The 26,231-nt window shown below is 71.8% G+C and carries 20 protein-coding genes; 11 read left to right on the forward strand and 9 right to left on the reverse strand.

Going from position 1 to position 26,231, the window contains the following annotated elements; translation table 11 throughout:
- The first annotated feature begins 33 nt into the window (after positions 1-33).
- The 4 genes from ACX9TP_RS45920 to ACX9TP_RS45935 all read left to right on the forward strand — a co-directional run bounded on the left by ACX9TP_RS45920 (position 34) and on the right by ACX9TP_RS45935 (position 3,586).
- A complete protein-coding gene (locus ACX9TP_RS45920) occupies positions 34-528 on the forward strand; it encodes an endonuclease V (protein WP_482977056.1) in 495 nt (164 codons plus the stop codon).
- A 95-nt stretch (positions 529-623) separates the two neighbouring features.
- Complete coding sequence (locus ACX9TP_RS45925; protein WP_482977057.1) at positions 624-1,787, forward strand: alkaline phosphatase PhoX; 1,164 nt, start codon at positions 624-626, stop codon at positions 1,785-1,787.
- Between the two features lie 637 nt (positions 1,788-2,424).
- On the forward strand, positions 2,425-3,126 hold the full coding sequence (locus ACX9TP_RS45930; RefSeq protein ID WP_482977058.1) for a hypothetical protein: 702 nt from the start codon (positions 2,425-2,427) through the stop codon (positions 3,124-3,126).
- Between the two features lie 58 nt (positions 3,127-3,184).
- A complete protein-coding gene (locus tag ACX9TP_RS45935; RefSeq protein WP_482977059.1) occupies positions 3,185-3,586 on the forward strand; it encodes a DUF2203 family protein in 402 nt (133 codons plus the stop codon).
- An 8-nt stretch (positions 3,587-3,594) separates the two neighbouring features.
- Here ACX9TP_RS45935 and ACX9TP_RS45940 read toward each other — a convergent pair whose 3' ends face one another.
- The gene (locus ACX9TP_RS45940; RefSeq protein WP_482977060.1) at positions 3,595-4,200 is read right to left on the reverse strand and encodes a hypothetical protein; all 606 of its coding nucleotides are present in this window, start codon (positions 4,198-4,200) and stop codon (positions 3,595-3,597) included.
- Between the two features lie 263 nt (positions 4,201-4,463).
- Between ACX9TP_RS45940 and ACX9TP_RS45945 the strand changes: the two genes are divergently transcribed.
- The 3 genes from ACX9TP_RS45945 (at position 4,464) to ACX9TP_RS45955 (ending at position 7,283) form a co-directional block, all read left to right on the forward strand.
- A complete protein-coding gene (locus tag ACX9TP_RS45945) occupies positions 4,464-5,150 on the forward strand; it encodes a hypothetical protein (RefSeq protein WP_482977061.1) in 687 nt (228 codons plus the stop codon).
- A 351-nt stretch (positions 5,151-5,501) separates the two neighbouring features.
- Positions 5,502-6,428 carry an NmrA/HSCARG family protein gene (locus ACX9TP_RS45950; RefSeq protein ID WP_482977062.1) on the forward strand — a complete coding sequence of 309 codons (927 nt, stop codon included), beginning with the start codon at positions 5,502-5,504 and terminating at the stop codon, positions 6,426-6,428.
- Positions 6,429-6,524: 96 nt separating this feature from the next.
- Positions 6,525-7,283, forward strand: coding sequence for a hypothetical protein (locus ACX9TP_RS45955; protein WP_482977063.1), 759 nt, complete (start codon positions 6,525-6,527; stop codon positions 7,281-7,283).
- Between the two features lie 13 nt (positions 7,284-7,296).
- Here the strand turns inward: ACX9TP_RS45955 and ACX9TP_RS45960 are convergent, their stop codons facing one another.
- The 4 genes from ACX9TP_RS45960 to ACX9TP_RS45975 form a co-directional block, all read right to left on the reverse strand.
- Entirely contained in the window at positions 7,297-7,590 is a 294-nt protein-coding gene (locus tag ACX9TP_RS45960; protein ID WP_482977064.1) for a YgaP-like transmembrane domain, read from the reverse strand.
- 107 nt (positions 7,591-7,697) lie between these two features.
- Complete coding sequence (locus ACX9TP_RS45965; protein ID WP_482977065.1) at positions 7,698-9,635, reverse strand: glycoside hydrolase family 15 protein; 1,938 nt, start codon at positions 9,633-9,635, stop codon at positions 7,698-7,700.
- Positions 9,636-9,932: 297 nt separating this feature from the next.
- Positions 9,933-10,826: an HNH endonuclease family protein gene (locus ACX9TP_RS45970; protein ID WP_482977066.1), complete on the reverse strand. Its 894-nt coding sequence runs from the start codon at positions 10,824-10,826 to the stop codon at positions 9,933-9,935.
- Positions 10,823-12,280, reverse strand: coding sequence for an AAA family ATPase (locus ACX9TP_RS45975; protein WP_482977067.1), 1,458 nt, complete (start codon positions 12,278-12,280; stop codon positions 10,823-10,825). Before ACX9TP_RS45975 ends, ACX9TP_RS45970 begins: the two co-directional genes overlap by 4 nt.
- 410 nt (positions 12,281-12,690) lie before the next feature.
- Here ACX9TP_RS45975 and ACX9TP_RS45980 point away from each other — a divergent pair, with 410 nt between their 5' ends.
- Positions 12,691-12,933: a hypothetical protein gene (locus ACX9TP_RS45980; protein ID WP_482977068.1), complete on the forward strand. Its 243-nt coding sequence runs from the start codon at positions 12,691-12,693 to the stop codon at positions 12,931-12,933.
- A 95-nt stretch (positions 12,934-13,028) separates the two neighbouring features.
- Here ACX9TP_RS45980 and ACX9TP_RS45985 read toward each other — a convergent pair whose 3' ends face one another.
- Entirely contained in the window at positions 13,029-14,402 is a 1,374-nt protein-coding gene (locus ACX9TP_RS45985) for an MFS transporter (RefSeq protein ID WP_482977069.1), read from the reverse strand.
- On the reverse strand, positions 14,399-15,361 hold the full coding sequence (locus ACX9TP_RS45990) for an ornithine cyclodeaminase family protein (RefSeq protein WP_482982331.1): 963 nt from the start codon (positions 15,359-15,361) through the stop codon (positions 14,399-14,401). Before ACX9TP_RS45990 ends, ACX9TP_RS45985 begins: the two co-directional genes overlap by 4 nt.
- A 313-nt stretch (positions 15,362-15,674) precedes the next feature.
- Between ACX9TP_RS45990 and ACX9TP_RS45995 the strand changes: the two genes are divergently transcribed.
- Positions 15,675-17,693, forward strand: a complete 2,019-nt coding sequence (locus ACX9TP_RS45995) for a PAS domain-containing protein (protein ID WP_482977070.1) — start codon at positions 15,675-15,677, stop codon at positions 17,691-17,693.
- 13 nt (positions 17,694-17,706) lie between these two features.
- On the opposite strand, the gene ACX9TP_RS46000 is transcribed toward ACX9TP_RS45995, so the two are convergent.
- Positions 17,707-19,341, reverse strand: coding sequence for a Sapep family Mn(2+)-dependent dipeptidase (locus ACX9TP_RS46000; protein ID WP_482977071.1), 1,635 nt, complete (start codon positions 19,339-19,341; stop codon positions 17,707-17,709).
- A 125-nt stretch (positions 19,342-19,466) separates the two neighbouring features.
- On the opposite strand from ACX9TP_RS46000, the gene msrA reads away from it, so the two are divergent.
- Positions 19,467-20,123 (forward strand): peptide-methionine (S)-S-oxide reductase MsrA, encoded by a 657-nt coding sequence (msrA, locus tag ACX9TP_RS46005; RefSeq protein ID WP_482977072.1) that lies wholly within the window; start codon positions 19,467-19,469, stop codon positions 20,121-20,123.
- Between the two features lie 346 nt (positions 20,124-20,469).
- Positions 20,470-24,939 (forward strand): galactose-binding domain-containing protein, encoded by a 4,470-nt coding sequence (locus tag ACX9TP_RS46010; protein WP_482977073.1) that lies wholly within the window; start codon positions 20,470-20,472, stop codon positions 24,937-24,939.
- 86 nt (positions 24,940-25,025) lie between these two features.
- Here ACX9TP_RS46010 and ACX9TP_RS46015 read toward each other — a convergent pair whose 3' ends face one another.
- Entirely contained in the window at positions 25,026-26,150 is a 1,125-nt protein-coding gene (locus ACX9TP_RS46015; protein ID WP_482977074.1) for a serine hydrolase domain-containing protein, read from the reverse strand.
- Between the last annotated feature and the right edge of the window lie 81 nt (positions 26,151-26,231).

A 26,231-nucleotide genomic window follows, 5' to 3' on the forward strand; every position in this document is an offset into this window, starting at 1 on the left:
GCATGTGGGGCCGCGCCCCCCGAGGAGGAACCGATGCTCGCCTGCCTGGATGTGGACTACCGCCCCGAGCTCACCGTGGCCGCGTGTGTCCTCTTCCGTGACTGGCCGGCGGGCTCGGAGGCGTCGCACCTGGTGGACCACGGCCCTCCCGCCGCGCCGTACGAGCCGGGCCACTTCTACCGCCGCGAATTGCCCCACCTGCTGCGCGTGCTCGCCATGGTGCAGGAGCCGCTGGAGGCCATCGTCGTGGATGGCTACGTGTGGCTCGGCGAGGACAAGCCCGGCCTGGGCGCGCACCTGTACGAGGCGCTCAACCGCGACGTGCCCATCATCGGCGTGGCCAAGACGGCGTACGTCACCACCGGCCCCTCCGTGCCCGTGCTGCGCGGCCAGAGCCTGCGCCCCCTCTTCGTCACCGCGGTCGGCATGGACACGGCCACCGCCGCGCAATGCATCCGGCGCATGCATGGGCCCTCGCGCATCCCCACCCTGCTCAACCGGGTGGACCGGCTGTGCCGTGAGTCCTGAGCCGGGACGCCCGGCTGCCCTCCAGGCCGCAGCGCCTCCGGCCCTGCCCTCGTGGGGGGCTTCCACGCGGGCACGACCTGAGCGACAACCGCGTCATGGAACGCCGTCACTTCCTCCGCTTCACCGCCCTCGGGGGCGGCGCGCTCGCCCTGGGCAGCCTCGGCTTCTGGCGGAACGTCTACGCCACGGCGCCCGTGCCCGGCGGCCCCGGCCCCTACGGCCCGCTGGCGAGCGCTCCGGATGCGAATGGACTGCTGCTGGCCCACGGCTTCACCTCGCGCATCATCGCCCGCAGCCGCGAGGTGGTGCCGGGCACGAACTACGCGTGGCACATGGCTCCGGACGGCGGCGCCTGCTTCACGCTGCCGGACGGCGGCTGGGTGTACGCGTGCAACAGCGAGATGTCTCCGGACGGCGGCGTGTCCGCAGTGCGCTTCAGCGCCGGGGGCGAGGTGAAGGACGCCTACCGCATCCTCTCCGGCACGGACATCAACTGCGCCGGTGGCCCCACACCCTGGGGCACGTGGCTGTCCTGCGAGGAGCACCCGCGAGGCCACGTCTGGGAGTGTGACCCGACCCGCGCCGGGCAGGGCGTGGAGCGGCCCGCGCTTGGCACCTTCACGCACGAGGCCGTGGCGGTGGACCCGATGGGACGGCGCCTCTACCTCACCGAGGACACGTCGGACGGGCGCTTCTACCGCTTCACTCCGGCGAAGTGGCCCGCGCTGGACGCGGGCACGCTGGAGGCCGCGCGCGTCGTCGGGGACGTGCGGAAGGGCGCGAAGGTGGAGTGGGTGCCCGTGTCCCCCGAGGCCCCCGCCTCCGAGCAGCCCGCCGCGCGGGAGACGACGGTGTTCCTCGGCGGTGAGGGCTGCTGGTACGACGGGGGCGTCGTCTACTTCACCACGAAGCGGGACAACCGCGTGTGGGCGCTCACGCTCGTCACCGGGCGGCTGGAGGTGCTCTACGAGCCGGCGCGCCATCCGGGCTCGCCGCTGAGGGGCGTGGACAACGTCACCGTGTCGCGCGCCCGCGAGGTCTTCGTCTGCGAGGACGGGGATGACATGCAGGTGTGCCTCCTCTCGACGGAGCGGAAGGTGTCGCCCTTCCTCCAGGTGGTGGGGCACTCCGGCTCGGAGCTGGCGGGCGCGGCCTTCAGCCCGGATGGCCGGCGCCTCTACTTCAGCTCCCAGCGCGGCACCGACGGGCGGGGTGTCACCTTCGAGGTGACGGGCCCGTTCCGCGCGCAGGCGGCCTGAGCCGGGACGCGGGTGGAAGGAGGATTCCTTCCGCGCGGCCGCCGCCCGGAGGGAGGCTCCGAGGGCGGGTGGGGCGTCACCTTCGAGGCGAGGGGACCACTGCGCACCCGGGCGGCCTGAGCCGGGGCGCGGGTGGAAGGAGGATTCCTTCCGCGAGACCGCCGCTGGGGGGAGCCCCCGGGATGGGGTTGGGGGCGTGCTGTTCGGAAATGTCGGGACATTTCGCGTCGCCAAACCCCCGACATTTGTGAACAGTGAGCCCTGCTCCCCTGCCCGGGGGGCGTCCGTCCGCCTGGAAACCTCGCGCGCGGGGGCTTACCTTTGACGGCGGATGCCCTCGCACCCACCCTCGCAGCTGGCGCTGTTCGACGCTCTGGCCCCCGCGCGTCCAGAGCGTCCCGAGGGCGCTGCCCGTTCCGAGCATGCCGCGCGTTCCGAGCACACAGAGCCCGCCAGGGGCGCTGCCCGCTCCGAAGGTTCTGCACACCCCGAACACGCCGCGCGACGTGGACGCTCCGAGGCCGCCGCCTCTTCCAACGCTGCCGCGCGACACGGACGCTCCGAGGGCGCTACCCCTTCCGACGCCACCGCCCTCCCCGAGCCACCCGCCACGGAGGCCACCCGCCACCGGCTGCCCGTGCGGGAGGATGCGCTCCCGCTGGCCGCGGACCTGGCCCGCAGGCTGTCGTCGCTGCTCGGCGTCCCCGTGCAGCTGCGGCTCACGGACAACCGCGCCACGCTGGTCAGCTTCCGCCGCGGCCCCGAGGGCGTCCGCCTGCGCGCGCACCACCTGTTCCTCGGAGCCCCGGACGACGTGGTCCACGCCATGGCGCGCTACGCGGGCCGCAATGACGCCGACGCCGGTGAAGCCCTGGAGGCCTACGCCCGCTCCCACCGCGGCCTCGTGCGCCGCGAGCGCCGCCCCGGCAAGCCCCTGCGCACCCGGGGCAGGTGCTTCGACCTGCGCGCCCTCTCCGCCCGCCTCAATACCACCCACTTCGACGGCCGCGTGCGCGTGGACGTGGGCTGGGCGCGCAAGCCCGGCAGGGCCCGGCGCCGCAGCATCCACCTGGGCGGCTACGACGCGCGGCTGCGCGAGATTCGCATCCACCCCGCCCTGGACCGCCCGCACGTCCCGGCCTTCGTCGTCGACTACCTCGTCTTCCACGCCATGCTGCACGCGGACCTCGCCGGACCGGACGACGCGCCCCTGGACGCGGACGGCCGCTGCGCCCCCGAGCACACCCCGGCCTTCTGCGAGCGCGAGGCCGCCTTCCCCTTGCGCGACGCGGCACAGCGCTGGCTCGCGGAGAACCTCACCTCGCTGATGCGCGGCTGACGCCTGTCGCCCGGAGGCAGTAGCGGCGGCGGGCCTGGAGGCGGCATGCTCCCGGGCCATGCGCTACTTCAGCGTGGAAGAAGCCAACCGGCTGGTGCCGCTGCTGTCCCGCACCTTCGAGCGCGTCCGCCCGTGGGTGGAGCGGGCGCAGCAGCTCGCGGACACCCTCGGCGCGTCCGAGAGCACCCGCGACGTCCAGCTGGACACGCTGCGCGAGGAGCGCGACGCCCTCCTGGAGCGCATCCGCGGCGAGCTGCTCCAGCTCACGGAGATGGGGCTGGAAATCAAGGGCGCGGACGGGCTGGTGGACTTCCGCGCGCACCGGGGTGACGACCCCGTGTTCCTCTGCTGGCGCTTCGGCGAGCCCGCCGTCACCCACTGGCACGAGCTGCAGGAGGGCTTCGCCGGACGGCGCCCCATCGACAGTCCGGACGACTTCGCCCCCACGTACCTCAGCTGAAGGACGCCTCAGCTCCCGCCGAAGCTCTTCTGGAGCAGGCCCATCTTGTTGCGCGCGGACAGCAGCTGCTGGCGCAGCGAGTCCGCCTGCCGGGCGATGTCGTGGAACTCCTTCTGGTCGGCGGCGGTGGACAGCTCCTCCGCCTCGATGGCCACCTGGGCCATCCGGTCCTGGAGCGCCTGGAAGGTGGTGGCCAGCGCGGCGTTCTCCTCGGGCGTCTTCGCCTGCTGGCGCTGCTGGGCGAACTGCTGCATCTGCACGTTCAGCTCGGCCGCGCTCTGGCCCATGTTGCCGTAGCGCACGAGCAAGTCCTTGAAGACCTCGGTGCGCGACTGCAGCTCCTGGGCGCGCTGGTGGACGGCCTCGGCCTGGGCCTGCTGCCTGTCGCGCACCTTGGAGATGGCGCCGACGAGCGCGGTGACGCGCTGGCGGAGCTGGTCATCCATGTCGGCCAGCTGCTGCAGGGTGGCGGAGGCACGCTCCAGGTGCTTCTCCGACTGGAGGGGGGCCTTCTGGAGCTGCTCGGACAGGGCCTCGAAGCGCTCCAGTCCCTCGTAGAGCGCCTGTGCGGCGGTCACCAGCTCTGATTCCTGCGGCTTGTCGCGCTTGCTCATGGTGGGCGGGAACATGGCATGCACGAGGGCCGGTGTGGTGCCGTCGCTTCTGATTCCGGACAGAGCGCCCACGTCCGGGCCGCTCCACGCGGCGCCGAGTGTCCGCATGCGCGCAGCTGGGGACAGTCAACATGCGTGGGACACCTGCCCTCTGGAGCGGAGGGTTCCTACCTTGTGAGCAAAGCGCGCGGGCGCGCGCGGCACACGAGGAGAGTGGGATGCCCAGGACCTACAGTTTCGACCATTTCCAAGCCAAGAAGCCGATGCAAGCCGTGGTCGGCACGCCGGACCGGCTCGGCAACGACGAGGACAAGCAGAAGCCGCTCAAGAGCGAGTTCCAGGAGATGCAGCCGGACACCGTCCCCGGCGCGCACCAGGGTGACATCCACTACGGCATGGCGCACTCGGAGACGGTGAAGCGCCTCCAGGAGCGCCGGGCGGCCCGGGCGAAGAAGGAAGCCCGCGCCAAGGCGGCCACGAAGCGGCCCGCGGGCGGGCGGAAGGCGGCCGCCAAGGGCAGTGGCACGGCCCGGGCGAAGACGGCGCGCACCGCGAAGACGGCGCGTGAGGACACGGGGACGACGGCCCGTGCGAAGCCCGCGAGCAAGACGGCGAAGAAGGCCTCGGCGGAGCACACGACGGCGAAGACGGCGCGCAAGAAGACGGCGACGCGCGCGGAGCCGGCGGCCGAGCGCACCAGCGCCCCGGCGAAGCGCGCCGCGGCGGACTCGAAGCAGGGGCTGCTCGGACGCGTGGTGGGCACGGTGACCAGGACGGCGCTCGCGACGGGCTCGAAGGGCCTGGTACGCGCGGCGGCGCTCGCGAAGGAGGTCCGCGCCGGCAAGGGGAAGACCGCCAAGACGGACGCGAAGAAGACGGACGCGAAGAAGACGGACGCGAAGAAGACGGACACCTCAAGCACGCGCGGCGGCACGAGCAAGAAGCGCTAGTCCTTCACGGGGCTCCGCCGGCATGTACCGGTGGAGCCCCTTCCGGGGTTGAGGGGTGGCGCCGCCCACCGCTCCCCATGCCCTGAGCACCCGGGCTCGAGCGCGCCGCCACGGCCGCCGCGCCGTACCGTCCCTGTCCCGCGTACCCGGGCACGAGCGCGCCGCCACGGCCGCCGCACCTTCCCTGTCCCGCGCGCACCCGGGAGGAAGCCTGCCCGCACCCTGGCAGCCACCCTGCCTGCCCTGCTGCCCGGCAGTCCCGGGCAGGCTCCGTGGAACCCGGCTGCCCGTGCTCGCCAGCGGCTCCCTCCGTCCCCAACTTCCCCACATCCTTCGTCCGAGGTTCGAACCATGCCCATGGCTTTCTTCCGCTCCGTGCTCGTCACCGGCGCTACCGGCAAGCAGGGCGGCGCCGTGGCCCGCCAGCTCCTGAAGCGCGGCCACCGCGTCACCGCCTTCGTCCGGAGCGCGGAATCCCCCGTCGCCGAGGAGCTCCGTTCCATGGGCGCCGAGCTCGCCGTGGGAGACTTCGACAACGTGGACGCCATCGCCCTCGCGGCGCAGGGCATGGACGCCATGTACGCCATGGCCACGCCCTTCGAGGGCGGCGTGGAAACGGAAATCCGCCACGGCCTCAACCTGGCGGATGCGGCGCGGCTGGCGGGCGTGCGGCACTACGTCTACTCGTCGGTAGCAGGCGCGGACCGGAAGACGGGCATCCCTCACTTCGACAGCAAGCACCGGGTGGAGCTGCACGTGCGCCGCAGCGGCCTGCCCTACACCATCCTGGGCCCCGCCTTCTTCATGGAGAACCTCACCAGCCCCATGTTCGAGAAGGGGCTGAAGGCGGGCGTGTTCGCCACGGGCCTGCCGCCCTCGCGCGGCCTGCAGATGGTGGCGCTGGACGACCTGGCCGCCTTCACCGTGCGCGTGCTGGAGGAGCCGGACCACTTCATGGAGGAGCGCATCGACGTGGCCTCGGACGAGGTGACGGGCCAGCAGGCCGCGGGGCTGCTCTCCATGGTGAGCGGCCACCGCATCCACTACGAGCAGCTCCCCCTGGACTTCCTGCGCGAGCGCAGCGAGGACCTCGCGGCCATGTGGGAATGGCTGGACCGGGTGGGCTACCACGCGGACATCCTCACCCTGCGGCACCAGTACCCGGAGGTGCGCTGGCACACCTTCGAGGACTGGGCGCGCGGTCAGGACTGGAGCGCGCTCACCTCGCCCGCCTGGCCCCACGCGGCCGCGGAGCCCACCCCTCCGACCAGCCACTGAGACCGCCCCCGGGCCCCTCGCGGCCCGAGTGGACACCTCCGCCGGTGCCCGCGCCCGGAGCGTGGCTTCCTACCTTTCACACGAGGAGGGAGCGCCATGCGTGGATTCGGGCTCGTCGCCGCGTCGCTGCTCGTCGCGTCGGGCTGCGTACCGGAGGCGCAGCTGCGTCCGTCGACCGGGGCACAGCTGCAGCAGGGTGACGCGGACGTCGCCAGGACGGAGGCGTCCGGGGTGGTGCTGCTGGCGGACGGCACCGCGTGGAGGGGCACGCCGTCGGACCTGGAGCGCAGCCTGACGCCCGTGCGCGTCCTCCTGGACAACCACAGCGGCCGGCCCCTTCGCCTCCAGTACAGCGACTTCTCCATTGTCGGTGGTGAGTCGCGCTTCCACTACGCCGCGGTGCCTCCGCTGGAGCTGCGCGACAGCGGGCCCCCGCGGGAGGAACAGGGCCAGGGTGGCTCGGGGAGCGGGTCGCTGTACCTGGGCATCGGGCCGGGCTGGGGGTATGGGCCCTACTGGGGCTACGGCCGCTTCTACGGCTACGGCCACCATGGCTACCGCTACGGCTACGGCCCCTATGGTGGACCGCCCGGGCCCTTCGTCGGCCCGTACAGTCCCTACTACCCGTACTACGGCGGCTACGCCTGCGCGGAGCCGCTGCCCACCCAGGACATGCTCGAGCAGGCGCTGCCCGAGGGCACGCTCGCGAACGGGGGCCGCGTGGAGGGCTTCCTCTACTTCCAGGGCGTGGCCCAGCGCGAGCGCCAGGTCGTCCTCCAGGCCCGGCTCGTGGATGCGAACACCGGCGAGCCGTTCGGCACGCTCGACATCCCCTTCCAGGTCCGGAAGGAGTGACGGAAGGCCGCCCTCAGTGGAGGGTGATGGGCGTGGGGCGCGTGGACGGCCGCTGGAGCCCGTCCAGCAGCGGGGAGTCCTCCGGCACACCCAGCGCCCGGCGCAGCTCCTCGCCGCGCATCGGCAGGCCGAAGAACGGGGCGATGGGCACCAGGTCCAGCGCGCCGGTGATGAGCGGCACCAGCCCGGCGAGCGCCACGAACGCGCCGCGCGACGTCCCCGAGGTCAGCCCTCCCAGCACCAGCCCAGCGCCCGTCACGATGCGGAGCCACCGTCCCGTCCGCGACGCCATGAAGCCGACGACCATAGACACCTCCCCAGGGCGAAGATGGGCACGCTCCGGCGGCCGACCAGCGGGAGCACACCCCACGTCCGGCGACCTGGCGGGCAGCCGACCGGGCACGCGGCCCGGCCTCAGTCCGGCGACGCGGCGTCGTGCAGGAAGCCGCGCGGGACGATGGACTCATCCGGCCGCGCCACCCGGGTCTGCCTGCGCGTGAGCAGCTGCTCCAGCGCGAAGCTGGCGAAGTCGTACGCCTTCCCGGGCGAGGGGCGCCGGACCGCGGCGTACACGGCGGACAGCTGCGCGCACGAGGACACCAGGGCCATGTGCGTGAAGGCCTGGGGGAAGTTGCCCAGCGCTTCGCCGGTGCCGGGCACCGCTTCCTCCGCGTAGAGCCCCACGTCATTGGCCAGCCCCAGGAGCCGCGCCAGCACCGCCTCCGCCTCGTCCCAACGACCCGCGTGGGCCAGCACGTCCACCAGCCAGAACGAGCACAGGAGGAACGTCCCCTCCCCGCCCGCGAGCCCGTCCGGCGCATGGTAGCGGTACAGCAGCCCATGGGACTCCAGCCGCTCGCGCACCACCTGCACGGTGCGCCGCACCAGCGGGTGCGCCACCGGCAAAAAGCCCAGGGCCGGCACCAGCAGCGTGGACGCGTCCGCCGAGGACGAGCCCCGCGCCTGCGGGAACCAGCCGTCCTCCGCGCACTCCAGCAGGTAGCGCCGCAGCGCCGCGCGCTCCCGGGCCCAGCGCGACAGGGGCGCCGGCAGCCTCCGGGCGCGCGCCAGCCGCAGCGCCCTGTCCAGCGTCACCCAGCACAGGAGCTTCGAGTGGACGAAGTGCCGGGGCGTGTCGCGAATCTCCCACAGCCCCTGGTCCGGCAGGCGCCAGCGCAGGCACACCTCCTCCACCAGCCCGGACAGGAAGGCCCAGTTCGTCTTCGACAGCGGCCCGCCCGCGCGCACGTACAGCCACGCGGCCTCCAGCAGCTCCCCGGGCACGTCGAGCTGGAGCTGCTTCACCGCGCCGTTGCCCACGCGCACCGGCCGCGCGCCGCCGTGCCCCGCCAGGTGCGCCAGCTCCACCTCCGGCAGCAGGCGGTGGCCCTGGATGCTGTACATGATTTGCACGTCCGCCGCGCGGCCCGCGCTGGTGCGGCGCAGCCAGTGGCGGAACGCGTCCGCCTCGTCGCGGTAGCCCAGCACCAGCAGCGAGATGAGCGTGAGCGACGCGTCGCGCAGCCAGGTGAAGCGGTAGTCCCAGTTACGCACGCCGCCGAGCTCCTCCGGCAGCGACGTGGTGGGCGCGGCCACCAGCGCGCCGGTGGGCGCGTACGTGAGCGCCTTGAGCGTGAGCGCGGAGCGGCGCACCGCGCGCACGTGCTCGCCGGTGTATGCGCAGCGGGCAATCCACGTGCGCCAGAAGGTGAGCGTGTCCTCCAGCCGCTGGCGGAAGGCGTCGCGGTCCGGCGCGTCCGAGGGGGAGCGCTCGACGAAGGACGGCGTCCACGCCGCCTCCACCCAGGCCTCCTCGCCCGCGCGCAGCTTCCACCGGGCGCGCAGCGCGTCCTCGCGGGCCACCAGCGGGTGCGTCGTCGTCACCCACAGCGCGTCGGCGCCGCCCACCACCTCCGCGGTGCGCCCCGAGGTGAGGCGCATGCGGGGGACGAAGGCGCCGTACTCGAAGCGCGGCGTCAGCACCACGCGCACCGTGACGTCACCGGCCAGGCACCGCACCCGCCGCAGCAGCGCGTGGCGCGTGCCCACGTGCGTGCCGCGCGCGCCGCCTCCGGGGAACACGGGCATGCAGTCCACGACCTCCAGCACCCCGCGCGGCGTGTGGAAGGTCGTCACCAGGACGTTGGTGTCCTCCAGGTAGGAGCGCGTGGACTGGAAGCGCCCCTCCGGGGCCACGCCGAAGCTGCCGCCGCGCCGGGCGTCGAGGATGCGGCAGAACACCGCGGGCGAGTCGAAGCGGGGGAAGCAGGCCCAGTCGATGGAGCCGTCCTTCCCCACCAGCGCGGCGGAGTGACAGTCCCCCACGAGCGCGTAGTCGGCGATGCGGCGCATCCGCACTCCTCTCCCACGAAGAGAACCGTGGGGGAGGCGCCGGCCCGCGCCCGCACCCCACGGGCGAAAGGCCCGGCACGCGACGGTGCCTCGCCCGGTCCTCCGCCCTTCACCGATGGGGCCGACCCGCCACCGGGGCAACCCGGGAGCAGGGCAAACCTCCCCAGGACGTTGCGAGCCGCTCGAAGGCCATGGGAGCACTCTGGCACTCAAGCGATGGCACGGAGGCAGGAGGTTCTCTCGACAGAGGGATTGCCTGGCCGGCTGCCAGCTCTCTCACAGACCTCCGAATGGGTGTCACATGTCGGCGGCGCGAGGAGCCCCTGGCCTCGTGGGTTCGACGAGCCCGTGCTGCCGCCTGTATGTCCCGGGCACCAGATAGTCCAAAGCGCGCCAGGTGAAGGCGGACCACTCCGCCGCAGGCGCGAGGTTGTCCTCGAGGAGACGCGTCCAGCGGCGGTACCCGGCCTGTACGCGCCCGGCGCCCAGGTGCTCCTCCATCTCCTCGATGCTCGGAATCAGCCTTGTACGGACATGTCCCTGAACGCGATCCGCCAACTCCTCGAGTTTCAGAATGACAATCGTCGCATCGCCCTCATCGGTCAGGCCCAGCGGGGTCCATATCCAATCGCGCCTGTCGAAGCTCTTGCTCGTGGGAACCCAGGTGATGTGGTCGAGCGGGTCCTCGCCCCCCGCGGGGTCGATGAGCAACGGGTGCTCCGCGGAAACGTCCGCGAGTGGCTCCGGAGAAGGAAGTGGAACGGGGGCGACGGGAGCAGCCGCGGGCGCCGTCCCGGCACGCAGCGGGAAATAGTTCGCCTTGTGCCCCGCGTCGTTACACCGCACGCACGAGAACAGCAGGTTGGACCATGCCCAGGTGAGCCACCAGTAGTGGCTCGGGTCGACGCGCTCCGCTTCGCCCGGGAGGTGCCTCCAGGCCCCGTCCTTGGGGCGATAGTGCTCCACCGGCGAGCTGCTGAAGGCTGTCTCCTGCTCGCACCAGGCACACTTCTCGTGCTGGGCCTTGTACAGGGCCTGCTTCGTCGCATGCGTGTTGTACCCATCCAGCATCGCCGTGAGGGCCTTCGACGGAGCCCCGTGCGTGTTGAAGCCCTTCACCGCGGCCGCCAGACGCCTGCGCGCCGCTGTCTTCAAGCCCCTGGGCTCGGCCCCCCGGGCAATACGAATCATGGGGTACCTCCCGCGCCCTCGCGGCTCGCCTCGATATCCGCGTAGGCCTTCCTTCCTTCGGTGGGCCCGAGCAGTTGGATGAGCTCCCGGCGAACCGCGCCGCGCAGCTCCTTCAGCTCCCTTCGCTGCGCCGCCGTCGGAGCCGGATGCACCGAGAGTACTTGAAGACGCCGCAGCTTCTCTCCGAGCGGGTTGGGCGTGACGCCTTCGAGCCCGAACCAGGTCCGATAGAGCTCGCCCCCGGTCATGATTCGCGGGTCGGGCTGATGCTCGGCGTCCTGGATGCCGGGACGGAACTGCCCGCCACCGCGCGCCCAACCTCCCTGAACGATATCTCCGGTCTGCTCATCGATGGTGAGCCGGACGACCTCGTGCGGAGCCAGCGTCGAGAGCACGACGGGCGAGTGCGTCGTCGCGATGAACTGCATGTGCGGGAAGACCCGGCGCAGGGCGGGAATGAAGCGCGCCTGCCAGGTTGGGTGCAGATAGAGGTCAATCTCGTCAATCAGCACGAGCCCCTCCATTTCAGTCGTGGTGACCTCCGTCTTCGATTCGAGCAGCACATGGCCAATCAGGTCCGCGATCCACGCGAAGGTGGACTGGTAGCCATGGGAGAGTGCGACTCCCGCGATGGCCACCGGCTCCTGCCCCCTGGCCATCACCTGGTAGAAGCGGTCGCTCTCGATGAGCGCGGTGCTCGAGCGGGCCCCGCCCTGCCCGCGCAGTTCCAGACGCGCGAGTCCGGGGAAGAGGTCGTCCCCTCCGAGCTTGACGGCTTGATTCAGCATCCGGCTGAAACGCCGGGAGGTCTCTCCGGCCCTGCGCCCCTCCCTCCGGTCCTTCTCCAGGAAATGGTTCGCGAAGCCGGTGGACGCCAGCCGCTGCTGCCGGAACAGGGGCTCCAGACGTTCGATGGCCGGGCGTGCCAGGGCTGGAATCTCGTTCGCATCCGGCAGCGCCCGCGAGATGCCGTAGCCCGCGACGAACCACAGCGGCGTGTTCAGGGACCGGGCCTCCGCGAGCGGGTCGGGCGCGTGCGCCTTCAGCGTAGTGCCATAGAACGCAGCTGCATCGAGCGACGTCGCGCCTGCCTGGAGGCTCACCTGGGACCGGAGCAACAACTCCGCCGGCTTGTGCTCGCCCGCGGCCGCCATGCGTGGGTGGATCGCCTTGCCGCCCTTGCGTGACTGGGGGCCGAACGCGAACAGCGCGTCAATGGACATGAACTCTTCGCTGCGCCGGTCGCGCAGATGCTTCACGGCCGGCCCCGCCAGGCCGCTGACCTCCTTGAATCCCACCGACGCCAGCGCGATGGCCTGCAACAGCGTCGTCTTCGCCGTCCCGTTCTCGCCAATCATCACGGTCCACATGCGCGGCGCACCGCGATGCGTGAAGTCGAGTTCGAAGGCCGCGAGCCGCTTCAGGTGCTTGACCTTGAGGTGGCGAAGGTACATGGGCGGAAGCTCACATGCAGGGGAGCGTGCCGCAAGAGACTCGCCCGCCTTCTTCGTGACAGGGCCCATGGATGTGCCCGCCCTGAAGTCGCGGTAGGAACGGGCCGCAGCGGGCCGCGGCATCCGGGGTATCGGGAGCCAGCGTCCGGACAGCGCAACCTGCGAACCCGGATGAGACAGCGAGCTCGCGACGTTGCTCGTTCTCCACCCTTTGAGCCCCGCGACGGACGCCTGCCTGCCTCCTCGACGGGAAGGGCGCGTCAACGCCAACCGAGAGGGGCACCGCCGCCCGGCATGTCCGGGGCTCCGGGAAGAAACGGGGCCATGCGCCGCATGCCCGCTGCGCCGCATGGAAGCACACGGCAGCTTTTGCGCAGGGGCCAGCCCTTCCTGGCTCCGGGGAGCCAACGATGTTCAACCGTTCGGAAATCCACAAGGGGATGAAGGTCCGGGGCAACGACGGCCACACCATCGGCCGCATCATCGACATGAACGACAAGGAGCTCATCGTGGAGAAGGGATTCTTCCGCCACCATGACTTCGCCGTCGCCATCGAGGATGTACGCGAGGTGATACACGGCGAGGTGGTGCTCAACCACGGCCGCGACAGTCTCTTCGCCGCGCCGAGGGAAGTCCCGCCCATCCACCAGTGACGCCTGCGCCCGGGCTACACCCGGTCTCCGAGCACGCCGGGCTACGCCCGGTCTCCGAGCACGCCGGGCTACGCCCGGTCTCCGAGCACGCCGGGCTACGCCCGGTCTCCAGGCACACCCACCGGGGCGCCGTCCGTCAGCGGCGCCTCGCCCCACCCGGCGCGCGCCTCCGCCTCGCGGGCGGCGCGCCGTCCCGTCTCCACGTCCACGCGCCACAGCACCGCCGCGCCCGCGGCGAAGAAGACGAGCAGCGACAGCACCGCCTGCCGGCTGGAGCCCGTCAGCTCCACCGTGGCCGCGAACACCAGCGGGCCCGCCACCGCCGTCACCTTCTCGAAGACGCTGAAGAGGCCGAAGAACTCCGCCGCCCTGTCGCGCGGCACCATCTGCGCGAACAGCGAGCGGCTCAACGCCTGGCTGCCGCCCTGCACCATGCCTACCAGCAGCGCCAGCGCGAAGAAGTGCGCCGCCGTGCGCATGAAGTACCCCAGGAACGTCACCCCCACGTACACCGCCAGCGCCAGCATCAGCGCCGGCTTCGCCCCCACCCGCGCCGCGCCCCGGCCGAACAGCACCGCGCACGGCACGCCCACCGTCTGCGTCAACAGCAGCGCCCCAATCAGCGCCCCGCGGCCAATGCCCAGCTCCGTCCCGTACAGCGTGGACAGCCGGATGATGGTGCCGATGCCGTCGCTGTAGAGCAGGTACGCCACCAGCAGCAGCAGCGCCTGCCGGTGCTCGCGCAGCCCCTTCAGCGTCTGGCCCAGCTGGAGGAACGTGCCGCGCAGGGACACGCGCCTGTCGCGGCCGTTGTGCACCGGCCTCGGCTCGGGAATCCGCAGGAACAGGGGCACCGAGAAGCCTGCCCACCACACCGCCACGGTCAGGAAGGCCACGCGCGACGCCGACGCCGCGTCCGCCAGCCCGAACCAGTGCGGCTGGAGCAGCAGCACCAACTGCGCCGCCAGCAGCAGCCCGCCTCCCAGGTAGCCCAGCGCGTAGCCCGCGGTGGACACCCGGTCCAGCTCGTCATCCCGGGCGATGTGCCGCAACAGCGCGTCGTAGAAGACGGTGCTCCCCGTCACCCCCACGTTGCCCAGGCCGAAGAGCACCAGCCCCCAGGCCCAGTCGCCGCGCCCCACCGTGGCCAGCCCCAGCGTGGCCAGCACGCCCAGCACCAGGAACCCGCCCAGGAGCTGCTTGATGCGCCCCGCCCTGTCGCTCAACGCGCCCAATACCGGCGACAGCAGCGCCACCACGGCCAGCGCCACGGAGGTGGCGGTGGCGAAGCGGGTGGTGGCCACCTCGCGCGGCAGCCCGTCCGACACCACCGACGCGTAGTACAGCGGGAACACCACCGCGATGACGGTGGTGACGTAGGCGGAGTTGGCCCAGTCGTACAGCGCCCACGCGCGCAGCTCCGGCCGGGTGAGCCCCAGGCGCGTCAGCAGCGCGTCCCAGGCCCTCATGCGCTGAAGTCCACGCCCTGCACCGCGTCGTCCCCCTGCGCCGCCTGGTACACGTGCCACGCGGCCGCCAGGTCCTGGAACGGCAGCCCCACCGCGCCGAACACCGTCACCTGCTCCGGCGACGTGCGCCCCGGCTTCATCCCCGCGATGATTTCCCCCAGCTCCGCGTGGATGGCGTCCTCGCCCAGCCCCACCCCGCCCGCCGCGCCGCTCGTGACGGCCAGCCCCCGGTGGTCCACCACGAAGAGCGAGGCCTTCAACACCTCCGCGGACACCTCCGCCTTGCCCGGCTCGTCCGCGCCCAGGGTGATGACGTGCGTGCCCGGCCGCAGCATGCCGGGGTGCAGGAAGGGCTCCCGGCTCCACGTCGACGTCACGACGATGTCCGCGTCCGCCACCGCGTCCGCCACCGACTCCTCCATGCGCACCGGCAGGTTCAGCTCGTTGTACATGCGCGTGGCGAAGGCGAGCGCCCGCTCCATCTCCGTGTCATGCACGCGCACGTGCTGCAGCGAGCGCACCAGCCGCAGCGACTTGAGCTGGAGCACCGCCTGCCGCCCCGCGCCGATGAGCGCCACCCGGCTCGCGTCCGGCCGCGCCAGCACGTCCGCCGCGAGCGCACCCACCACGCCCGTGCGCACCGCCGTCAGGTGCCCGGAGTCCATGATGGCCAGCAGCGCGCCCGTGGCCAGGTCATGCAGCTGCACCACGCCCTGGATGGCCGGCGTCTGGCCGGGGAACTTCGCGTGCACCTTCACCGTGTAGGCGGGGATGCCGGGCAGGCTGCCGGGGAAGAGCACCAGCGCGGTGCCCTCCGCGTGCAGCGGCCCGCGCGCGCGCTGGGGAGCCACCGTGCGGGCGAGGGCGTCGGTGCGGAAGGCCTCACGCATGTCTTCCAGCAGGGTGAGCGCCTGGAGGTTGCGGGACACGTCGGAGCGATTGAGCAGGAGGGTGCGCATCTTCATCCAACCTAACGCCAGTGGCTCCGTCCCCCCAGCGTCCCGTGCACCCCGCGCACGGCAAGCGCCCGCCGGTGGACGAAGTGGCCTCTGTACGAAGGTGCGTCGCCCCGTGGGGAGCGGCAGCCGGCCCCGGCGGGCGCAACGCCGCGAGCCCGGACCGCGGCGGCGCGACGTGGCGCCCGGAAGTGCGCCTTCACCGGGACGCGAGGGCAAGGCACGCCCGTGGGGTCGTGCCCAACATTGAGGCGGAGGTGACGAGGGCGGGCAGGGCCTCGGGAGGTCGGCAATGCTGGAGCCGGATTCACGCCCCGTGAATAAAGACGAGCCCGGTGGGGCGAGGACGCTCCGGGCCGCGGACTTCCTGCGCGCGCATCGCGCCACGCTCCTGTCCGACTGGGAGCAGGGGATGCACGCGCTCCATGCGGACCGCACGGAGCGGCACTCCTGGCTCATGGACCACATGCCGGAGCTGCTGCTCGCGCTGGCCGAGGTCATCGAGCATGGCCCCGAGGGGCTCGGCACCGCGCTCTGGGACGAGCACGCGGTGATACGGCTGGACCAGGGCTTCGACCTGGGCGAGGTGGCGTCCGAGTACGCGCTTTTGCGCAAGTGCATCCTGCGCCGGCTGGAGGCCGAGCCGCGCGGGCTGGCGCCGGGCGAGCTGGAGCGGCTGGACGAGGCGCTGGACCGCGTCGTCACGCGCACCATGACGTGCTTCTCGCAGGCCCGTCAGCGCATCCTCCAGGCGCTGGACCGCATGACGCAGGCCACGCTGGACAACCCCCCCGCGGACACGCTCCTGATGCGGCTGCTCACCGTGCTGATGGAGTCCGCGCTCGCGGTGGACGCGGCGGCGGTGATGATGTTGGAGGGAGAGCGGCTGGTGGTGCGCGCCGCGGTGGGGCTGGGGGCGGACAAGGCCCTCGGCAGCTCCCTGCGGTACGACGAGGGCTTCATGGGCCAGGTGGCCACCACGCGCAGGGCGCTGGCGCTGCGCTCGGCCACCACGGACCCGCGCGTGCTGCTGCCCTCGCTCCGGGAGCCGGGGCTTCGCGCCATCTATGGCGTGCCCCTGCTGGAGGACGAGCGGCTGCTGGGCGTGGCGTACATGGGCTCGCGCACCGCCTTCCTCTTCTCCGACCCGGACACCCTGCTGTTCCGCAGCATCGCCCAGCGGGCCACCGCCTACCTCGTCCAGGCCCGGCTCCAGGCGGATGAGCGCTCCGCGCGCGTGGAGGCGCAGCGCTCGCTCGCGCAACTGAACGCGCTGCTGTCCGCCACGCCCATGGGCATCGCCTTCCTGGACCGGGAGCTGCGCTACGTGCGCCTCAACCAGGCCATGGCGGACATCAATGGCATGCCGCTGGACGGGCACGAGGGCCGCCCCTTCCGCGAAATCCACCTGCCCGAGGTGGCGGACGCGGTGGAGCCCATCCTCCGCCGCGCGCTCGAGACGGGCGAGCCGGTGCGCTCGTTCGAGTACAGCCTGCCCCCTTCGGTGCCCAGGGGCGGAGGCCGCATGTGGCAGGCCAGCTTCTACCCGGTGCGCACCGCGCTGGGCGAGGTGCTGGGCCTGGGCTGCGCCGTGGTGGACATCACCGAGCACAAGCAGTCGGAGGCCGCGCTCCGGCAGGCGGTGGACTTCCGCGAGCAGCTGCTCGCGGTGCTGGGGCATGACCTGCGCAACCCGCTCAACGCCATCACCGCGTCGGCCTTCCAGCTCTCGCGGACGGAAGCGCTGGGAGTGCCGGAGCAACGCGCGGTGGACCGCATCCGCAAGGCCTCCGCGCGCATGGGGCGGATGATCAACGACATCCTCGACTTCGCGCGCAGCCGGCTGGGCGGCGGGATTCCGGTGTCGCGCCAGCGGATGAACCTGGCCGAGGTGTGCCAGGCCGCGGTGGAGGAGCTGCAGGTCAGCCACCCGGAGCGCCAGCTCCACTTCGAGGCGCATGGCGACACGTGGGGGGAGTGGGACCCGGACCGCGTGGCCCAGGTGCTGGGCAACCTGGTGTCCAACGCGATTCAGCACGGGCAGGACGGAGCCCCGGTGCGCACCTGCGTTCGCGGCGAGCCCGACGTGGTGGTGCTGGAGGTGCACAACATCGGCGAGCCGATTCCCGCCGAGCTGATGGCGCGCATCTTCGACCCGTTCAAGACGCACCTCGGCCCGCCGGACACCGCGAAGCAGAAGCGCAGCCTGGGACTGGGGCTCTACATCGTCAGCCAGATTGCGGGGGTGCACGGCGGCCGCGTGGAGGTGCGCTCCACGGCACGGGACGGCACCACCTTCACCGTGTACTGGCCCCGCGTGCCCCCGCCCGGGTGAGTGGGGGCCGGCGCTACTTCGTGGGTGCCGGCGCGGGCGCCGGAGCCTGGGGCGTCAGGGCCAGCGTGTGCACGGCCTCGGCCAGCATGCGGGTGCCGGCGTCCAGGCTCTCCAGGGAGATGGACTCGTCCGGCGCGTGGCCGGTGTACAGCTCGCCGGGGAAGCCGGGCCCGAAGTCCACGCCCTTGGGGAACAGGCGCGCGTAGGTGCCGCCGCGCACGGAGCCGGGCTTCACGTCCGGGGCGTTCCTGTGACGCTTGTAGATGTCCAGCAGCGTGGTGACGAGCGTGCCGGACGTGTCCGCCACGTGCGCGTCGCCCACGTAGCGCCCCTTGGCCTCCGTCACGCGGCCGCCGGTGTCCTCGCCCACCAGCTTCGCCGCCTGGTCGAGCGTGGCATTGAAGGCCGCGGCGTCCTTCCCCTGCGGCCGGCGCATGTTGACGCCCAACGCCACCTTGCCGTCCGCCACGCGCAGCACGGTGGGCGCGGAGATGAGCGGGCCCATGAGGCCGTCGTCCTTGTACGCCACGCCCAGCTTCTGCCCGAAGTGGTCGCCGTCGAAGCGGCGGGCCACCACGCGCAGCATGGCGGCGATGCCGTTGTCCTCCAGCGGCAGGCGCGCGGCCACGGCGGCCAGGTCCCACATCGCGTTGTGGCCCTCGTCGGCGATGGACGCGTGCACCGCCTTGCCGTGCGTGGTGAGCACCACGGCGTCACCGTCGCGCTTCACGTCGGCCTGGAGCGTCGCGCGCGCGCCCTTCTCCGCCGTCACCGCGGCCTGCACGTCCGCCAGGGCCTGCTCGGCGGTGCGGCCCGCGGAGGGCAGCAGCTTCAGCGTGGCGGCGCCGGGCACCTGGGTGAGGAACTCGCCGCCGGTGACGTCCACCGCGCGCAGCGTGGCGTTGGCGGCCTTCACCGGCTCACCCACCGGAGCCTCCAGGTTCCACGCGACGAAGCCGGACTGCGCCGCCACCACCGGGTAGTTGGAGTCCACGGAGATGACGTGCGTGGCCTTGGGCTCGGAGGCCGCGTACTTCACCATGCCGGACCAGTCGCTCTCCTCGCCGTTGCCGACGATGACGAGCACGCGTCCCTGGGGCTTGAGGCCCAGCTGCCGCGCGAAGTCGAGCGCCACCAGCGCCTGGGCCAGGGGCCCCTTGTCGTCCTCCACGCCGCGGCCGTAGAGGCGGCCGTCCTGGACGTAGGGCTCGAAGGGAGGCTTCTTCCACTCGTGCGCGGGGGCGGGCACCACGTCGCCGTGGAACACGAGCCCCAGGCTCGGCGCGCCCTCGCCCCAGGCCAGCTCGAAGACGTCGTTGGCGCCCACGGCGCGGTACGTCATGCCGTGCGCCTTCGCCCACTTCTGGAGGAAGCGGCCCATGTCGGCGATGGCGGGGCTCTTGGCCGCGGGCACCTCGCTGCTCACCGTCTTGAAGCGCACGAGCTGCTTCGTCAGCTCCACCACCTCGTCCAGGGCGCAGGCCTGGACATAGGCGGCGTAGCGCTCGGCGGCAGGGGCGCCCTTCATGGCGGCCTCGGAGAAGCGGGCGGCACGGGCCTTGGGGGTGCCCTGGCAGCGCGAGTCCTTCGCGGCGAAGGCCAGGGAGGGGAGGACACAGAGGAGGGCAGCGGTCAGTCTTGAGCGCATGGAGGGGGACACCGTAGTCCAGGGACACAGGGCGGCCCACCGGCGGAACGGGCCTTCCACCCTCCGCCCGGCCGCCTGCTCCGTCTGGGCGTGAAACCGGGCGCCAACATCGCTATTCCTGGGACATGTTCTTCAACTCCACGAAGAAGCTGCGTATCCCGAGCCCGGAAGAGGCACTGCCGGGCCGGTCGGAAGAGATGCCCGTCCCCGCGAAGCACGAGGTGCTCGGCACCCCGCTCAAGGGCCCGGTTCCGGAGGGCCACGAGGTGGCCATCTTCGGCATGGGCTGCTTCTGGGGCGTGGAGCGCAAGTTCTACCAGGTGCCCGGCGTGTACAGCACGGCGGCGGGCTACGCCGGTGGACTGACGCCCAACCCCGACTACCGCGAGGTGTGCTCCGGACTCACGGGCCACAACGAGGTGGTGCGCGTCGTGTACGACCCGAAGAAGGTCTCCTTCGAGCAGCTGCTGCGCGTGTTCTGGGAGAACCACGACCCGACGCAGGGCATGCGCCAGGGCAACGACACGGGCACGCAGTACCGCTCCGGCATCTACTACACGAGCGAGGCCCAGAAGCGCGCCGCCGAGGCCAGCCGCGACGCGTACCAGCAGGCGCTGCAGGCCCGGGGCTTCGGCGCGATTACGACGGAAATCATCCCCGCGCCGGCCTTCTATTACGCCGAGGACTACCACCAGCAGTACCTGGAGAAGAACCCGGGTGGCTACTGCGGCATCGGCGGCACCGGCGTGACGTGCCCGGTGGGCGTGGGCGTCAGCGCCTGAGTCCCCTGTCGTGACGCGGCGGGCATCCGTCTCGACGGGTGCCCCCGCCCCTCCCCGGCGTGCCCGTGGCGCCCTCTCCGCGAGGGCGTCCGCCGCCACCTCCTCCCGTTGCAACCCGAAAGCAGTAGCAGCCCGGTAGCCGTCCGCCGGGGCTGTGGTTTTCGTGCGCCCGCACTCACACGGAAACCCCGACTTACTGCGTTATCTGGACCCGGTTTGACTTTGTTCGCAGTCCGAACAATTAAAATCCCGACCAGAAAGGAATGGACCGCTCGGACGCAGCCCCTCCTCGAATGGTGTCCGCAGCCCCCCTCCCCCACTTTCTCCAGTGGTCCGCTTTTCCCCTATGAGTGTGCTGACGCGACGTGTGCAGGGCGAGCAAGGCCCCGGCTCGTGGTTGGCCCGGGCGTGCGCGGTATTCGCAATCGTGGGTGTCGTGGCCTTCGCCTCCTCCGCCGAGGCCCAGGTGGGGACGGTGAACCTGGCCCTCAACAGGCCGGTGACGACGTCCTCCGCCGAGGCGGGCCTTCCCGGCAGCTACGCGGTGGACGGCATCGCCACCACGCGGTGGGGCAGCGCCTTCACCACCAACGAGTGGATTCAGGTCGACCTCGGCGCGAGCACGGCCATCGGCCGCGTGGTGCTCACCTGGGAGACGGCCTACGGCAGGGGCTACACCGTGCAGGTCTCCACGGACGGGGCCACCTGGCAGAACGCGCGCGTCGTCACCGACGGCGACGGCGGCACGGATGACCTCGCGCTGACGGCCACCGGCCGCTACGTGCGCATCCTCGGCCAGGTGCGCGGCGCGGTGGACTACGGCTACTCGCTGTGGGAGCTCGCCGTCTACGGCGGCACCGGCGCGACGGGCGACCTGGCGAAGGGCCGGCCCGCCACCGCGTCCAGCGTGGAGGTCAACGCCGCCCACCTCGCGCCGCAGTACGCGTTCGACGGTGACGTCGGCACGCGCTGGTCCTCCGCCTCCCTCGAGGCGCAGTGGATTCGCGTGGACCTCGGCTCCTCGCAGACGCTGGGCAAGGTGGTGCTCAACTGGGAGGGCGCGTACGGCAAGCAGTACGCGATTGAAGGCTCCAACGACGACACGAACTGGACGGCGCTCGCGCCCACCATCACCAACGGCACGGCGGGTGTGCGCACCATCACCGTGACGGGCAGCGCCCGCTACGTGCGCATGCGTGGCATCGAGCGCGGCACCGGCTACGGCTACTCGCTCTGGTCCTTCGAGGTGTACGCGCCCGGCGGCGGACCGAACGAGCCGCCCCCGCAGACGACGAACCAGACGGTGAAGCTGATGTTCCCCGAGCTGGCCTACGCGAAAATCAACGTCTCGCCCGCGCCCGTCAGCGTCACGCCCACGCCCGAGGAGGGCAACACCACGCCCTCCGTGCGCAACCCGCCCGGGCCCTTCACCTACGAAATCACCTTCGCGCCCAACACGACGGTGACGATGTCGAAGAACCAGTTCTCCCCCACCCAGCCCAACACGGACATCCGGCTCGTCGTGACGGACGCCAACGGCGTGGTGCAGCGCGGCCAGTCCGTCTCCGCGCTCGCGGTGCAGGGCGCCGAGTGGAGGGTGGAAATCTATTCGACGGGCACGGGCCCCGACGGGAGAGACCGCACCATCATCCCCGACCCGTACGTGGCGCCGCCGCCGCCCCCCGTCGCCGGAGCCTTCGCCGTCACCGCGCCCGCCAACGCCGCGATGATTACCAACACCCGCCGCCCCACGCTCCAGTGGGCCGCCGTCACCGGCGCGACGAACTACAAGGTCTACCTCAACATCAGCCGCGACGATTACGACTGGATGGCGCCGGGCAGCCTGCTGGACCGCTACACGCTGATGACCACCACCACGGGCACCTCGTGGACGCTGACCACGGACCTGCCCGACCGCTGGACATACAAGTGGTACGTCGTGGCCAGCTTCCCCAGCGGCAACACCAGCCGCTCGGACCTGCGCACCTTCTCCGTGTACCTCCCGGTGGTGGAGACGGCGGCGGACGCGGTGCCGCTCATCAACGGCATGCGAGACCTCAACAAGAACGGCCAGATTGAGCCGTACGAGGACTGGCACAACCCCATCACCACGCGCGTCAACGACCTGATGTCGCGCATGACGCTGCACGAGAAGGCCCTGCAGATGTTCTACGAGGCGAAGACGGTGCCCGAGGCCGGCTTCACCATGGGCCCGCTGAGCCCGCAGGACATCGTCAGCTTCCAGCGGGCCTCCGCCGCCACGCGCCTGGGCATCCCCCACATCGACGCGGGCGACACCATCCACGGCTACAAGACGAGCTGGCCCACGCAGCCCGCGCTCGCCGCCGCGAGGGACCTGGACACCGTCTACGAGGTGGGCGACATGCAGCGCCGCGAGCAGCTCGCGGTGGGCAGCCGCGGCACGCTGTCGCCGCTGGCCGAAGTCGGCACCAAGGTGCTCTACCCGCGCATCCAGGAGGGCAGCGGCGAGGACGCCGACCTGGCCGCCGGCATCACCCGCGCCATCATCGCGGGCCTCCAGGGTGGCCCCGAGGTGAACCCGCACTCCATCTGGGTGACGACGAAGCACTGGCCGGGCCAGGGCGCGGGCGGTGAGGCCGGCATCACCTACGACGGCACCACCATCCACTACCACATGCGTCCGTGGCACGCGGCGATTGAGGCCGGCACCAGCGGCATCATGCCGGGCTACGCGGGCAGCTGGCTGCTGGGGCCGGAGGGCTACGGCGCCGGTGACAACCCGGGCATCCTCAACTACCTGCGCCAGCAGCTCGGCTACACGGGCGTCATCTGCTCGGACTGGCTGCCGTCGGGCGCGTGGTCTCGCTCGGCCAACGCGGGCTCGGACGTCATGGGCGGCGCCAACCCGCAGCAGATGGGCGCCTTCGAGAGCGAAGTCCCCGCGTCCAAGATTGACGCCGCCGTGCGCCGCATCCTGGACCTGAAGTTCCGCCTGGGCATCTTCGAGGACCCGTACCGCGGCGGCCCCGCGGGCACCTCGCAGTGGCACACGGCGGACCACAAGGCGCTGGTGCGCCGTGCGGCGGCCAACGCGATGACGCTGCTCAAGAACGACGGCGCCCTGCCGCTGCGCCTGTCCCCCGGCGCCTCCATCGTCGTCGCCGGTCCGCGCGCGGATGACCCGTCCTGCATGGTGACGTGGCGCTCCGACTTCCACGGGACGGAGTTCGGCGACCTCACCATCTACCAGGCCATCAAGCAGCGCGCGGAAGCGGCGGGCATCACCGTCTACAAGGACAACGCGCCCGCGGGCGTGACGCCCAACGCGGCCATCGTCGTGGTGGGCGAGAGCTACTTCACCCACGGCACCGAGTGGGACAAGGAGAAGCCCTACCTGCCGGGCGACCCCATTGGCCCGGCGCACGACGCGAAGTGGGGCAACCAGTACGGAATCATCACCGGCTTCAAGTCGCGGAACATCCCCACGACGACGGTGGTCATCCTGCCGCGCCCCTACGTCCTCACCAACGTGGTGCCGCAAACCAATGCGCTGCTGATTGCGTACCGGCCGGGTGACTCCGGAGGCCCCGCCGTCGCGGACATCCTCTTCGGCGACGTCTTCCCGCGCGGCATGCTGCCCTGGCAGCTCCCGCGCGACATGAGCCAGGTGGGCACCGACGTGGAGACGGGCCAGCTCGATCAGTGGGACTTGCCCTTCGACCTGGGCGCCACCGCCGCGCAGCGCACGGAGATTCGCTCGCGAATCGCTCAGGGCCTGCCGGTGCTGCCCATCTACGGCAACCCGCTGTTCCAGTACGGCGCGGGCATCCAGGGCTTCGGCTTGAGCGACAGCACGCCGCCCACGGCCTTCTCGCTCACCACGCCGACGCCGGGCTCCACCATCACCACCAAGCCGACCTTCACCTGGACGGCGAGCAGCGACCCGCAGACGGGCATCCACCGCTACGAGGTCTTCCTCGACGGGAACCCGTTCCCCGTGGCGACGACGAAGACGCCGTCCGCCTCGCTCACCAGCACGGCCATCAGCAACGGGGCGCACACGTGGTTCGTGAAGGCCTACAACTGGGCGGGGGGCGTCACCACCTCGGCCACGGCCACCTTCACGATGAACGACACCGCGCCGCCCTCGGCCTTCGCGGCGCTGGTGCCGGCGGCGGACTCGACGGCGCCGGGGGCGATTACGACGTTCATCTGGGAGCAGACGACGGACGTGGGCGCGGGCGTGTCGCAGTACGTGCTCAACGTGGACGGCCTGGACCGCTCGCCCACGGCGACGCCGCGCGCCTACGTGGGGACGGGCGTCAACCTCGCGCTCGGCCGCAACGTGGCCGCCACGTCCAACGAGTTCGGCAGCCCCAACGACGCGGTGGACGGCAACCCCGCCACGCGCTGGTCCAGCCGCACCGACGTGGCCAACCCGGACACGGAGTCCATCACCGTGGACCTGGGCGGCGTCTACTCCATCAAGCGCGTGAGGCTGAGCTGGGAGGCCGCGTACGGCCGCCAGTACGTCGTGGAGACGTCGCTCGACGGCGCCACGGGCTGGCAGACGCTGCGCAGCGTGACGGCCGGTGACGGCGGCGAGGACGACCTCACCGGCCTGAGCGGCGTCGGACGCTACGTGCGCATGCGCGGCGTGCAGCGCGCGACGGGCTACGGCTACTCGCTGTGGGAGCTCGAGGTGTACGGCGTGGGCACGGAGCAGCTCTCGATTACCGGGCTGAACGCCGGCAGCCACACGTGGCGGGTGCGCGCGGTGGACGGTGCGGGCAACAGCACGCAGTCCAACGGGCCCATCACCTTCACGAAGTAGCCGTGACACGGGGGGCGGTCGCCACGGTGGCGACCGCCCTTCACGACGCAGTCACGCGGACACGGAGAGCGGCCGCCCTCCGCGACTCAGTCGTCGATGGCCTGGTACGCCAGGGTCCAGAAGTCCTGGAACACGGGCGAGTACGCGGGATTGCCCGCGCGCTGGGTCATCATGATGGCGATGAGGTCCTCCCTCGGGTCATTCGCCCAGGAGGTGCCATAGCCGCCGTCCCAGCCGTAGCGCCCCGGCACCGCCGCCACCCCGTCGCGCATGTGGATGACGGCCACGCCGAAGCCCCAGCCACAGTTGGCGCCAAGGTCATCGGCGGCCACGACCCGCTGCTCGGGCGTGAGCTGGTCGGTCGTCATCAACTCCACGGAGGGACGCGACAGGATGCGCTCGCGCCCGAGCTTCCCCCCGCTCGACAGCATCCGCGCGAAGGCCAGGAAGTCATCGGCGGTGGACACCAGCCCCGCCGCGCCATCCGGGAACGCGGGCGGGCGGCTCCACTGGCTGTCGTGGACGCCGTCGTGCAGCATCAGCCCGCCCGTCGCGTCGTCGACCCAGTAGGAGCTCGCCAGCCGGTCCAGCTTCTCGGGGGGCACGGTGAACCCGGTGTCCTTCATGCCGAGCGGCTCGAAGATGCGCTCGCGGAAGAACGTCTCCAGCGACTGGCCGGACGCGCGCGCAATCAGCACGCCCAGCACGTGCGAGCCCGTGTTGTACATCCACCGCGCGCCCGGCTGGTGCATCAGCGGCAGCGTCCCCAGCCGGCGCATCCACTCGTCCGGCGAGTGCGGCGTCGCCGGCTTCGGCGGCCCCAGGGAGAGCTGCAGCCCGTTGATGGCCTGCTGGATGGGAAAGCCGCCCGACGGCTGGAAGATGAGGCCCAGGCCCAGGCGGAAGGTGAGCAGGTCGCGCAGTGTTATCGGCCGGTGCGCGGGCACGGTGTCGTCGAGCGGCCCGTCGAGCCGCTTCAGCACCTTGCGGTCTGCCAGCTCGGGCAGCCACCGGTCCACCGGCTCGTCCAGCCGCAGCCGGCACTCCTCCACCAGCATCATCGCCGCCACGGCGGTGACGGGCTTCGTCATGGAGGTGATGCGAAACAGCGTGTCGCGCCGCATCGGCTCGCCGCCGCCGAGCGCCTTGTCGCCGAGCACGTCCACGTGCACCTCACCCCGCCGGCACAGCAGGGTGACGAAGCCGGGCATGTGGCCCTGCTCCACGTGACGGGCCATGACGTCGTGCATGCGGCCGAGCCGCGCCCTGGACCAGCCTCCCGAGCTCATCAC

It is taken from the genome of Pyxidicoccus sp. M15 (assembly GCF_056858435.1).

Coding starts and splice junctions, on each gene's coding strand:
- ACX9TP_RS45955 (WP_482977063.1), top strand. CDS start 6,525: ATGCGTGGATTCGGGCTCGTCGCCGCGTCGCTGCTCGTCGCGTCGGGC.
- ACX9TP_RS46010 (WP_482977073.1), top strand. CDS start 20,470: ATGAGTGTGCTGACGCGACGTGTGCAGGGCGAGCAAGGCCCCGGCTCG.
- ACX9TP_RS45940 (WP_482977060.1), bottom strand. CDS start 4,200: ATGAGCAAGCGCGACAAGCCGCAGGAATCAGAGCTGGTGACCGCCGCA.
- ACX9TP_RS46000 (WP_482977071.1), bottom strand. CDS start 19,341: ATGCGCTCAAGACTGACCGCTGCCCTCCTCTGTGTCCTCCCCTCCCTG.
- ACX9TP_RS45980 (WP_482977068.1), top strand. CDS start 12,691: ATGTTCAACCGTTCGGAAATCCACAAGGGGATGAAGGTCCGGGGCAAC.
- ACX9TP_RS45960 (WP_482977064.1), bottom strand. CDS start 7,590: ATGGTCGTCGGCTTCATGGCGTCGCGGACGGGACGGTGGCTCCGCATC.
- ACX9TP_RS45935 (WP_482977059.1), top strand. CDS start 3,185: ATGCGCTACTTCAGCGTGGAAGAAGCCAACCGGCTGGTGCCGCTGCTG.
- ACX9TP_RS45990 (WP_482982331.1), bottom strand. CDS start 15,361: ATGCGCACCCTCCTGCTCAATCGCTCCGACGTGTCCCGCAACCTCCAG.
- ACX9TP_RS45945 (WP_482977061.1), top strand. CDS start 4,464: ATGCAAGCCGTGGTCGGCACGCCGGACCGGCTCGGCAACGACGAGGAC.
- ACX9TP_RS45925 (WP_482977057.1), top strand. CDS start 624: ATGGAACGCCGTCACTTCCTCCGCTTCACCGCCCTCGGGGGCGGCGCG.
- ACX9TP_RS45965 (WP_482977065.1), bottom strand. CDS start 9,635: ATGCGCCGCATCGCCGACTACGCGCTCGTGGGGGACTGTCACTCCGCC.
- msrA (WP_482977072.1), top strand. CDS start 19,467: ATGTTCTTCAACTCCACGAAGAAGCTGCGTATCCCGAGCCCGGAAGAG.
- ACX9TP_RS45950 (WP_482977062.1), top strand. CDS start 5,502: ATGCCCATGGCTTTCTTCCGCTCCGTGCTCGTCACCGGCGCTACCGGC.
- ACX9TP_RS45985 (WP_482977069.1), bottom strand. CDS start 14,402: ATGAGGGCCTGGGACGCGCTGCTGACGCGCCTGGGGCTCACCCGGCCG.
- ACX9TP_RS45970 (WP_482977066.1), bottom strand. CDS start 10,826: ATGATTCGTATTGCCCGGGGGGCCGAGCCCAGGGGCTTGAAGACAGCG.
- ACX9TP_RS46015 (WP_482977074.1), bottom strand. CDS start 26,150: ATGCCCGGCTTCGTCACCCTGCTGTGCCGGCGGGGTGAGGTGCACGTG.
- ACX9TP_RS45975 (WP_482977067.1), bottom strand. CDS start 12,280: ATGTACCTTCGCCACCTCAAGGTCAAGCACCTGAAGCGGCTCGCGGCC.
- ACX9TP_RS45920 (WP_482977056.1), top strand. CDS start 34: ATGCTCGCCTGCCTGGATGTGGACTACCGCCCCGAGCTCACCGTGGCC.